Annotated in this window: 11 protein-coding genes; 9 read left to right on the top strand and 2 right to left on the bottom strand. The window is 43.8% G+C overall.

The window, feature by feature from the left end:
• From ACTWQL_RS05710 to ACTWQL_RS05700, 3 genes are all read left to right on the top strand, one after another.
• Nucleotides 1-287, top strand: a 287-nt coding sequence (locus ACTWQL_RS05710) for an ISL3 family transposase (RefSeq protein ID WP_443141425.1), incomplete at its 5' end; no start/stop codon positions are given.
• 167 nt (nucleotides 288-454) lie between these two features.
• Nucleotides 455-1,078 carry a thymidine kinase gene (locus tag ACTWQL_RS05705; RefSeq protein WP_443141424.1) on the top strand — a complete coding sequence of 208 codons (624 nt, stop codon included), beginning with the start codon at nucleotides 455-457 and terminating at the stop codon, nucleotides 1,076-1,078.
• 376 nt (nucleotides 1,079-1,454) lie between these two features.
• Entirely contained in the window at nucleotides 1,455-1,922 is a 468-nt protein-coding gene (locus ACTWQL_RS05700; RefSeq protein WP_443141423.1) for a hypothetical protein, read from the top strand.
• A 463-nt stretch (nucleotides 1,923-2,385) separates the two neighbouring features.
• Here ACTWQL_RS05700 and ACTWQL_RS05695 read toward each other — a convergent pair whose 3' ends face one another.
• Entirely contained in the window at nucleotides 2,386-3,717 is a 1,332-nt protein-coding gene (locus ACTWQL_RS05695; protein ID WP_443141422.1) for a CoA-disulfide reductase, read from the bottom strand.
• A 126-nt stretch (nucleotides 3,718-3,843) separates the two neighbouring features.
• On the opposite strand from ACTWQL_RS05695, the gene ACTWQL_RS05690 reads away from it, so the two are divergent.
• From ACTWQL_RS05690 to ACTWQL_RS05665, 6 genes are all read left to right on the top strand, one after another.
• Nucleotides 3,844-4,173: a hypothetical protein gene (locus tag ACTWQL_RS05690; protein ID WP_443141421.1), complete on the top strand. Its 330-nt coding sequence runs from the start codon at nucleotides 3,844-3,846 to the stop codon at nucleotides 4,171-4,173.
• 254 nt (nucleotides 4,174-4,427) lie between these two features.
• Nucleotides 4,428-5,498, top strand: coding sequence for a peptide chain release factor 1 (gene prfA, locus ACTWQL_RS05685; protein WP_443141420.1), 1,071 nt, complete (start codon nucleotides 4,428-4,430; stop codon nucleotides 5,496-5,498).
• Nucleotides 5,499-5,506: 8 nt separating this feature from the next.
• Nucleotides 5,507-6,364, top strand: a complete 858-nt coding sequence (prmC, locus tag ACTWQL_RS05680; RefSeq protein WP_443141489.1) for a peptide chain release factor N(5)-glutamine methyltransferase — start codon at nucleotides 5,507-5,509, stop codon at nucleotides 6,362-6,364.
• A 415-nt stretch (nucleotides 6,365-6,779) separates the two neighbouring features.
• Entirely contained in the window at nucleotides 6,780-7,427 is a 648-nt protein-coding gene (spoIIR, locus tag ACTWQL_RS05675) for a stage II sporulation protein R (RefSeq protein ID WP_443141419.1), read from the top strand.
• A 194-nt stretch (nucleotides 7,428-7,621) separates the two neighbouring features.
• On the top strand, nucleotides 7,622-8,065 hold the full coding sequence (locus ACTWQL_RS05670) for a GNAT family N-acetyltransferase (RefSeq protein ID WP_443141418.1): 444 nt from the start codon (nucleotides 7,622-7,624) through the stop codon (nucleotides 8,063-8,065).
• 101 nt (nucleotides 8,066-8,166) lie between these two features.
• Entirely contained in the window at nucleotides 8,167-9,219 is a 1,053-nt protein-coding gene (locus ACTWQL_RS05665) for an L-threonylcarbamoyladenylate synthase (RefSeq protein ID WP_443141488.1), read from the top strand.
• A gap of 143 nt (nucleotides 9,220-9,362) precedes the next feature.
• Here the strand turns inward: ACTWQL_RS05665 and ACTWQL_RS05660 are convergent, their stop codons facing one another.
• Nucleotides 9,363-11,573: a PAS domain S-box protein gene (locus ACTWQL_RS05660; RefSeq protein ID WP_443141417.1), complete on the bottom strand. Its 2,211-nt coding sequence runs from the start codon at nucleotides 11,571-11,573 to the stop codon at nucleotides 9,363-9,365.
• Nucleotide 11,574: the final 1 nt, after the last annotated feature.

Raw genomic sequence — 11,574 nt, 5'->3', positions numbered from 1 at the left:
CGAAGAGAAGCATGAAACAGATCAAAGAAGGTTTATACCAATTTTACGACCAAGTCAATGCCTCAGGACTGGATGAGTTTATTAACACAATACCGACCTTTCAAAATTGGCAAGTCGAGATTTTAAACAGTTTTGCATTTCCTTACAACAATGGCTTTGTGGAAGGACTAAACAATTTAACGAAAGTGATCAAGCGTAATGCATTTGGTTTCCACCGTTATGATAGGTTACGCTTACGGATCTTATTACATCATCAAAATAAAGAATTGGATTTTCAAGTAGGTTAAGGGATAGGAGCAAGAACTCCTACCCCAACATTTGACGTTGAACCTTTTTTATTGAGGACGAAAAATTAATTCGTCCATCATGCTTATGATTTGTTATCATTAGAAAAGAATACATAAGAGAAGTCATATATCGGTTTTTTAATAAGGATTAAAAGGGAGAGACGGGCATGTATGTAATGAAGAAGGATGGTTGGGTCGAACTGATCTGCGGCAGTATGTTTTCAGGAAAATCAGAGGAATTGATTCGACGCGTTCGACGTGCCACGTTCGGTAAACAAAAAGTTCAGGTTTTTAAGCCTTTACTGGATGATCGTTACAGTAAAGATGAAGTCGTTTCCCATAACGGAACATCTGTGTTAGCTGTACCAGTCAAGAGATCAGAGGATATTTCGAATCTTGTTTCGTATGATACAGAAGTCGTAGCAATCGATGAAGTACAGTTCTTTGATGAGAAAATCGTCGAAGTCATCCAGCTCCTTGCCAACAATGGAAAGCGAGTGATCGTCGCTGGTCTTGATCAGGATTTCAGAGCAGAACCGTTCGGACAGGTTCCTGAAATCATGGCATTGGCTGAAAGTGTAACGAAACTCCATGCAGTTTGCCTGGTGTGCGGAAGTCCGGCAAGCCGGACACAGCGACTGATTGACGGAAAACCAGCATCCTATAACGATCCGATCATACTAGTCGGTGCTTCAGAATCGTACGAGCCTAGATGCAGGCATTGCCATGAAGTACCAGAACATCCCAGGATGAAATCACAACAGTACCAACCACAACCCACAAAAGCATAAACATAAAAAGATAACCTGAGTGGAAAAATAAATCCACTCAGGTTTTTTATCACTTAAAGAAAGTATAGAATACTTTCTTCAGTATAAGTGCACAAGCTGGCGGTTTCGGAAGCAATACACCGCACGAAGGAAAAGCAATTGCTTTTTCGAGGAATTACTGGCTCAGCCCACGCCTAATGCTTATTTCTGTGCCTGGCACCCAATCAGAAGACTTGTTAGGACTGTATTTCTGATCGGTGCCAGGTACACTTTCAAAATCCTTGGGGGAGAAGGGATTCAAAATGGTGCCAGGCACCGAATATTGGCGCGGATTCCCACCGATTCCCTCTTTATTCGTGTCGGATTTGGTTATGCTAAGGTTACGGGGGTGTTTATTTTGAAAAAAGCGATCTTTCTTAGTGCGACGGTCCTTTTAGGGGCTTGTTCACCTATGCAGCCTCCAACCTCTGAGGAAATTGCAAACAAAGAGCCGTCTGCGTATGAAACGAAAGAAAATAAAAATCCTCTCGTAGGTCACGGGATCATCAATTATCACGCGACCAATAGGAAACCGAATCGAAGCTATAATTTCGAGTCAAACCAGAATCCGAACAGCTATCGTAACCTGACTTCCAAGCGTTTTACGATCAGTGATGATCAGGATAAAATCCGTCAAGCGGTTAAGGATGCTTCTGGACGAAACGCTCAGTTCGTTTCGATCAACGGAAACGATGCCTGGGTTCATGTCAATGTTCCTCGGGATTTATCAAAAAAAGAGCGTAAAGCGTTGAAAGATAAACTCGAAGATGCCATTCAGATATCAGTCCCACGCTATCACCTTCACCTTCGTTTGGACTCGAAATAGTAAGGCGAAGATGGTTTGAGCACACCCATCTTTTTATAAAGGTCGGCCATTTTGTGGTCGGCCCTTCATTTATTGGGGTTGGGAACCCTTCTACGGCTGTGCGTGGTATTTTAATTACAAAAGGGATGAAGATGAAGCTAATAACGGATATCAGAGGACATCAGAGCTCTTATTTGTGACAAAAAGAGCAGTTTCGAAAATTTGACGGACACCAGCGTTCTTATTTGGCTAAAGTGCACTGGATTCGTAATGATTTTTCGAAAATAAGGTCTCTCGTGTCCGCTAAAGTTTTTGGCATAAGGGCTTTTAAGCAGTCCAACCCAAAACAGGTCCTCTGCCAAAGTCACCACTATGGAACCAACCGTTTCACTTCCAAGCTTTCAGCTGAAAAAAACCAACCAGCCTAAAATAAAAAGAGAACTGGCGTAAGCCAGTCCTCTTCCGCTCTAAATCACTTAACCCATTACTTCGCTCTTCTTGCTGCTTGTTGGATCGGATCCCAAACCCCGTTGTATGGCGGTGCATAGCTTAGGTCCAGATCCTCAAGATCATGCAGGGACATTTTATGGAACAGTGCCATCGCCAGGACGTCAACTCGTTTATCGACACCATGCTTTCCGATGAACTGGCCGCCGATGATCCTTTGATTCTCTGTATTGTATAACAATTTTACGTGGAGTTTTTCAGCTCCTGGATAATAACCCGCGATATCTTTCGCTTCTGTTACGACCGTATCAAAAGGCATGTTCAAAGCTTTTGCTTCGCGCACAGAAACTCCTGTCCTGCCTAAAGTCAGATCCAGGAACTTGATAACGGACGTGCCGAGGATCCCTTCGAATGCCTTCGGTTTATCAATCATGTTCAAACCAGCAGTCCGGCCTTGTTTATTGGCAGTGGTACCGAGTGGAATATGATCGTTCAACCGTTTGATCCGATGGTAATGGGTCGCGCAATCGCCTGCAGAATAAACATCCTCTACGTTCGTTTTCATATAAGCATCCACAATGACCGCGCCTTTTTCATTCAAATGAACCGGTGTATCCTCTAGGAAATCCGTATTCGGTTTTACACCAACCGCAACCAGTACTAAATCCGATGCATATTCATTTTTATCCGTAACAACAGACGTCACATGTCCTTCGCCTTTAAAACCTTCTACCTGTTCACTGAAACAAAGTTCAATGTTATGCTTTTCAGCTTCTTCATGAATATGCTTTGCCATGTCCTCATCGAAAATTTTCGCCAATTGTTCATTCCGCTCAATCATCCGGACCTTTTTTCCAAGATGGACAAAGCTCTCAGCCATTTCAAGACCGATGTAACCTCCTCCGATGATGGTCACCTGTTTTACATCATGATCAAGATCTGCCATGATTTTTTTAGCATCCGGAATCGTTTTGAGTGTATGCACACCGTCCAGGTCCTTCCCATACCAATCAGGAATAATCGGACGTACGCCAGTCGCGACAAGCAAACGGTCATACGCATATGTAAAAGTCTCACCCGATTCTGTATGGCGGCCGCTCACTGTTTTTTCATCTGTATCAACGTTTGTCACTTCATGATGGATTTTCGCGTCTATTCCATATTTTTTGCGGAATGTCTCCACATCTCGCGCAATCAAATCTTCAGCTTCGGGGATCTGGCCGCTGATCACATAGGGAAGCCCGCACTGTCCGTACGAATAGATATCTCCTTTTTCAAGTGTGATCACTTCTGGATTCGAAGCGTTGCGGACAATCTGCATCGCGGCACTCATGCCGGCAGCATCTCCTCCGATAATGACGTATTTCATTTCTAACCGACTCCTTTTTTGAAAAAATTCCTACTCCTAGTATGTCTATTACAATCTTCTTTCACTATAACACTCATGAAAGCGCATAAGCTGTCGAATCTTACAGGATGAAAGGGGTTTTTGTACATGTTATACATAGATTCTAATGGACCGAAATGGGGCGGTGGTGAACCGGAGAACATACAGGCATTACTAAAGCGCTTGGGCTCGGAACCGCTTGATCCGATTTATGAAAGTATGGGGAACTTCATCGTATCTTATCAGCCAAGCAGATGGACAAGTGAAAACAAGCGCTTTGAAGGATGCACACATTTTTTCGGACATTTTGCCACCTCATCCCACGTTTTCAGTATCATCACAGATGAAAAGGTTGTCATTGAATCACTTACCGCAGCAATCCGGATGAACCAATGCCGAACCGATTACGAACGGCTTAAATACAACGCAAAAATATAAATCCGATAAACACATTCATTCCCTCTACATAAATGTTTTAATCTAATTGATTCCATTTAAACTGTTCTTTGACCTCCTATGAGTCGTATACTATAATGTTAATGTTAAGCAACTTTTTGCAACCGGGATTGCCCCTTTGCATAAAGCCAGAGGTAAAAAAAGACGTTGACTTCGTTCATACGGGTTCGACCGTTCGGATTTTACCAACCGATGAAAATCGGGAACGTAATACGATGATTGGGATGGTGAGCAGTATGTTAGAACGATTAGGATCAATCGAAGAACGATACGAAAAATTGAATGAGTTATTGAGTGACCCGGAAGTCATCAGTGATTCGAAAAAACTCCGCGAATTCTCGAAAGAACAATCCGATCTTGAAGATACAGTGACAGCTTATCGTGAATATAAAGAAGTGTCTGAAGAGCTTGAAGGTGCCGAACAGATGCTTGAAGAAAAGCTCGATGCCGAAATGCGTGAAATGGTAAAAATGGAGCTTTCTGAGCTGAAAGAACGTCATGAAGAACTTGAACAGGAGTTGAAGGTTCTCTTATTGCCAAAAGACCCGAACGATGACAAGAACGTTATCATTGAAGTTCGTGGAGCGGCTGGTGGCGATGAAGCGGCTTTATTCGCTGCCGACCTTTACCGGATGTACAGCCGATATGCTGAGGTGCAAGGCTGGAAGACTGAAATCATTGAAGCGAGCTACACTGAACTTGGTGGTTATAAAGAAGTCATCTTCATGGTGAACGGGGCAGGCGCTTACTCCAAGCTGAAATACGAGAATGGTGCACACCGTGTCCAACGTGTCCCATCCACAGAGTCTGGCGGACGGATCCATACTTCTACAGCGACAGTAGCCGTTTTACCTGAAGCAGAGGAAGTTGAAGTCGATATCCATGAAAAAGACATCCGTGTCGATACGTTCACATCAAGCGGACCAGGCGGCCAAAGCGTCAACACGACGATGTCAGCCGTTCGTTTGACACACGTACCAACTGGAATCGTCGTTTCATGTCAGGACGAGAAATCTCAGATCAAAAACAAAGAAAAAGCGATGAAAGTACTGCGCGCACGTATTTATGATAAATTCCAGCAAGAGGCGATGGATGAATATGCGGCGAATAGGAAGTCTGCAGTCGGAACGGGGGACCGATCTGAACGGATCCGCACATACAACTTTCCGCAAAACCGTGTGACGGACCACCGTATCGGATTGACGATTCAAAAGCTCGATCAGATTCTACAAGGGAAAATCGATGAGTTCATCGAAGCTTTGATTCTTGAAGAACAGACCAGTGCGATGAAGCAGGCGGAAGCATAATGAGTAGAATGAATGTCATCGAGGCCCTCAAATGGGCTTCTTCTTTTTTAAACGAAAAAAGCAGGGAACCGAATGCGGCGGAATGGCTCCTCTGTCATGTTCTCGGTGCGCGTCGCAGTGAAATGCTCTCTTCATTGGAACGTATTTTGACTGAAGTGGAAGAGCAGCAATTTTCCGATTATGTAAAAAAGCATGCGGAAGGGACTCCGGTCCAATACATCACAAAAACGGAAGAGTTTTACGGAAGGCCATTTATGGTAAGCCCTGAGGTGTTGATTCCGAGACCTGAAACCGAAGAACTTGTACTGGCGGTTCTTGAACGTATTCAGAAGCACTTTCCGGAGCGGGACAAGCTCAATGTGGTAGATATCGGTACAGGGAGCGGTATCATTGCGATCACCTTGAAGCTTGAACGTCCGGACCTCAACGTGACGGGCGTGGATATCGCAGAAGAATCATTACAGGTTGCACGTGAGAATGTCCGTAATCTTGGAGCGGATATCCGTTGGATACGAGGAGACTTATTCCAACCGTTTATAGCGTCTGATGAGCGTTTTGACGTCATCGTGTCGAACCCGCCGTATATACCAGAGGCAGATATTGAGACGCTTTCCTCCATCGTAAAAGATTATGAACCGATCCGAGCACTGGTCGGCGGGGCAGATGGTTATCAATTTTATGAAAAAATGATCGATACACTGCCTGATGTCCTTGAAGAACGGGGGCTGATCGCATTCGAGGTCGGGTATGATCAAGGGACTACAGTCGCCTCATTATTACATGAAAAGCTCGGAGATCAGGTCGAGACGGAAATCCTCACAGATATCAACGGAAAAGAGCGGATCGTCATCGGTTTTGTTGACTGAGAAGGTTTTTGAAGTTTTAGCTCCTATTGCGGTGATTAAGTGTTAAAGGCGGGAAGGAAGTTTAACGGACACCAGGGACCTTATTTGTGAACAATTCTCTATTATTAGAGGCTTAACGGACACCAAGGCCCTTATTCACGGAAAATCAACACAAATCAAGTGTATTTTAGCCAAATAAGAGCTCTCATGTCCGTTAGGAATTCATACCATAGTCGCAACCTGTTGCTTTCTAATAAAGGAAATTTTTAAAGAAAATTCCAGACACTCCTGCGGGAAAGGCGATCCGGACGAGATCCCTAAGCGAGGGCTTGCCAGTTACCATTGCAAATTAATCAATAAAAAAATTAAATAGATTACTAGTATAAATCATCCGTTTGTCGTCCACACTGTCTACCAGAAAGGGTGTGGGTGAGAAATGAAACGGAAATCAATTGTTATCATACTATTATCTTTAATTTTATTGGTTGTATTCTATGAAACTCAAATTAAGGTTGCGAATGCGTCATTCAATAATGTACCTGAGCAAGTGATTCCAGACGAGTCAATTCGTTTACGGATTCTCGCCAACAGTGACTCGCAGTCCGATCAAGAATTGAAGAGAACCATACGTGACAGGGTGAACGAGGAGATCACGAACTGGGTATTCGGCATCGAATCGATCGATGAAGCAAGAAAGATCATCAAAAGTGAGTTGCCGTCCATCACGCAAATCGTTCAACAGTCACTTTCTAATCAAGGGATCGATGAAACGTTTTCTGTAAAATTCGGAACTGTGCCATTCCCGACCAAGCTTTATGGAGATTTCGTCTATCCAGCTGGGGATTATGAAGCGGTCTTGATTTCAATCGGTGAGGCGACAGGTGCAAACTGGTGGTGTGTATTGTTCCCGCCGTTATGTTTCCTCGACTTCGACAACGGGGATGCTGTCCAAAGTGATGAAAATGCGCCGCAAGAGACTACAGAGACATTCCAGACCAATACTGAAGAAGAACCTGAAGTGAAATTCTTCGTTTTTGAACTCGTTGAAAATCTATTTGGAGCAGTCGGGAATCTATTCACATAGAATGATAGATTCCCTCTTTCCTTTTATGTAAGGTGTTTTAAAACGTCCGATTAAAGGTTTATATTGAAAAAGCTCAACAAGAGGTTCGCTGTGTCAGGTTTTCTTTAAAAAGATAACAAGTCTTATAAAAGATGGGATATTCTCTTCTCTCCGCTCATAGAATAGAGTAGAATTGCTAGAAGGGAGAGGGTGAGATGTTATCGTTTCGTCCAGCTGAAACGAATGATGCCCCATCTATAAAGAAGTTTGTGGCACAGGCCGGCCTATCGAATGAGGGAATCGAAGAATGTATCCAAACGTTCATCATCCTTGAAACAGACAAAAAGAAAATGGCAGGTACGGTGGGGTTAGAACGATTCGGGGAAAGCGGTTTGATCCGTTCGCTTGTTTTGGACAAGGAGTATTCTTCAGAAGAACTGCTGCTTCGTCTCTTGACAGCCATCATCCGGCTCGCCGATCAACAAGGTATAAAAACCGTCTATTTGCTGACAAAAGTGACCTCGATATTCTATACGTTAGGATTCATGGAGGTTCCGTATGACAAGGTGCCAAAAAGCCTCCTGGAAAGTGCCCATTTGCAACAGTACGATAAAGACCAGATCGCAATAATGAAACACAGTCTTACAGACACACAATAGTTATCCACAGCATTGTCCACAGATCCGGATTGCTTGTGGGTAGATTGTGGAAACCCAAGTATAATCTACAGTTTAAAGGAGTACTTACCCACATGGAACAGTTGATAACTACAAAATGGAATGTGGAAAATGTGGATAACATAAAAGAACATCCAGCAATAAAGGAAGCGGCAATGTGGATAAGAGAAGGAGAGGTTATCGCCTTTCCAACTGAAACTGTTTACGGACTTGGAGCGGATGCTTGTTCTAACAAAGCCATTGAAAAAATCTTCGAAGCCAAGGGTCGTCCGAGCGACAATCCATTGATCGTCCACATCGCGAATAAAGACCAGTTGGCGCAGGCTGCTTTTTCATGGAATGAAACGGCAGAGCGACTGATGGAACGGTTTTGGCCAGGTCCTCTCACGATCATTTTACCGAAAACTGAAAGAATCGCTGAACGAACGACTGCCGGTTTAGCAAGTGTTGGCGTACGGATGCCAGATCATCCCGTTGCACTAGCCTTGATTGAAGCGAGTGGATTGCCTCTTGCGGCACCTAGCGCGAACCGATCAGGCAAACCAAGTCCGACGATAGGGGAGCATGTTTATCAGGATTTAAATGGGCGGATCAAAGGGATCATTGATGGAGGTGCGACCGGTGTTGGTTTGGAGTCGACTGTCGTGGAAGTGACAGGAGAGACAGTGACGATCCTACGACCAGGCGGCATCACGAAAGCACAGCTCGAAACAGTTGTCAGCGAGGTGAAATGGGACCGGGCGCTTTTGGAATCGGAACAGGCCCCGAAATCCCCTGGGATGAAATATACCCATTATGCACCAGATGCCCCGTTGTACTTAATAGAAGGAAACGCAGCCTTTTTCCAGTCTCGAATTGACGAATTTCAAGGGGAAGGAAAGACGGTTGGTGTGCTTGTCAGTGAGGAATTGGCGAGTCAGCTTCAAGCCGATGAAGTGAAAAGCTTAGGATCCTCCTTGCAGGTAGAAGGGGTCGCGCAAAAGTTGTATCACCAGCTCCGGGCGTTCGACGAAACGGAAGTCGACGTGATTTTAGGAGAAACGTATCCGATTGACGGCATGGGAGAAGCCCTTATGAATCGTCTTTTAAAAGCAGCCGGTAATCGGGTGATTGCAGAAAACAACGAACGGGACTGACCAAAAGAAGGTCAATCCCGTTTTTACGGCCGAATGCTTGGTTTTTACGGCGGCTGCTTACGGCCAAAAACTCAAATTTATCGGCAGCTCTCTACAAAATTCGCCCCCGCTCTATCCCCTCAGAAAAACAAAGCCTTTCATGCTCAACCCCGTGGCAAGGTGACACTCACTTTTGTCCCTTTATCCAACTCGCTTTGGATCGCGATCGAACCGTTATGGTTTTCAATGATCTTGTTGCAAATCATCATACCGAGTCCGGTTCCTTTTTCCTTAGTCGTGTAAAAAGGTTCGCCGATGCTCGCCAGTTTTTCCTCTGGAATTCCGCAGCCTTCATCTATGAATGAGATCGTGACGGTATCCTCATTACAGATTGCTTTGATTACCAGTAGGCCACCGCTTGATTCCATCGACTCAATCCCGTTTTTCATAAGATTGATAAAGACCTGTTTCATCTGATCGGCTTCACATTTCACATTCAAAATCGAATCCAGATCCAGCAGGAATTGGATGTTGTAAAGGTTCGCTTGAGCTTCCAACAATGAAGTCGATTCTTTTAATATTATTGAGAGATCATTCGGTTTAACATTACGAGGTTGTGGTTTCGCAAGCATCATGAACTCCCCGACAATCGTGTTGATACGGTCAAGCTCAGATAGCATAATGTCATAGTATTCGAGATTTTCATCACCAGAATTCGCCTTCAGCAGATGGGTGAACCCTTTTAAAGAAGTGAGTGGATTCCTGATTTCGTGGGCGATACCTGCTGCAAGTTCTCCAAGGACAGCCAGTTTTTCCGACTTCCTAAGAAAGTCCTCTGTTTTTTTCCGTTCCGTTATATCACGTGAAATCGTTACGAATGATTCGACTTCATTCTCACAATTGAGGACCACTGTCCCATAACACTCCAATACGACCCAGTTCCCGTCTGCATTTTTTACGCGGAATTCGATTTTTGAAGAATCCTTTGTCTCCTTCATGCTGACGATCGCTTGTATAACAGAAGACAAATCGTCCGGATGGATGACATTCGTCCACTCCATATTTTTGAACCGTCTGGCTTCATAGCCAAGAATCATAGCATGAGAGGGAGAGGAGTACAGAATTTGTCCATTCGGATGAAAAACATTGATGAGATCCATCGTATGTTCCGTTATAATCCGGTAGTGTTCATTTTGTTTCCGCAAAGCGTCTTGGGCAATTCTCTGCTTGTTGATATCTCTTGAGATTGCGGAATACCCGATGATATTTCCTTCTTCATCCTCTAAAGGAGAAAGCGTCACACTAGCGTAGAAATTCGTCCCATCCTTGGTGACCCGTGTCGTTTCTACCCCAGAATAGTTTTTACCTTTTTTCACTTCATCCAGCATTTTGGCATACTCATTTTTGTAATCATCAGAAATATAAGGGACCTTTTTTCCAATTAACTCTTCCGCCTTCCAGCCATAAAATCTTTCGAAGGTCGGATTCGCATTGACGAGGCAATCATCCATATCAAAAATCGCAATCGAATCGGCCGAATGGTAGATCATTGATGACAGCCGGTCCTTCAATAGATGGATTTCTTTTTCGCGTTTCTTTTGTCGGGTGATATCCTGTACAATTCCATAGATGCTATGGACTTTATCATCCATGACAATCGGGATGTTGGTCACTTGAACGTTTACACGGTGTCCATTTTTGTGAAAGACGACAGTCTCAAAATCCAGCACTTCACCGCTGCTTGCCTTTCGAAAATACTCCGTAGCATTATCTCTTTCTTCTGGAGCGATAAGTGGCATGAAATGAGTATTGAGCATCTCATTCTCTTCATATCCGCAAATGGAGAGGACCGCTGGATTGACAAAAAGAAACTTCCCATCCTTATTAAGGGTGAAAATTCCGTCTGGATGATACTTGAAAAGCGTACGGAAGTAGTATTCACGTTCCCTCAATTGACGTTCAATCTGCTTTTTCTTACTTATATCAAAACAGAAACCCTGTAGTTGTTTCACCTTCCCTTTACTGTCGTAGATTGGAGAAATTGCTCCTATGTATGGTATCCCATTCAATCGATCTTCGTATGTAACAGCATTGCCTTCCCAGGCGCGGTCATATGAAATGATTCTTTTGAGTGTATGATCAGTTGGGAAGCATTCATCAAGTTCCTTTCCTTTTATATCAGAAACCTCGAATCCGAACTTCCTCAACAAATTTCCCTGGCAATTGACAAACTTGTAGCTTGATTGTGATTTTTCGACGATGAACATCATGCTGTCCTGTACCTGATCCTTAAACTCCAATTCCTCAGCTCTTGTTAAGATAGAATCACTTTTACCAATATGATCATTAGAGATATTTGGATAAAAAGAGTTCATG

This window comes from Pseudalkalibacillus sp. R45 (assembly GCF_052246725.1).
Taxonomy (GTDB): Bacteria; Bacillota; Bacilli; order Bacillales; family Fictibacillaceae; genus Pseudalkalibacillus.
This window is presented reverse-complemented; position numbering and strand designations above follow the sequence as displayed.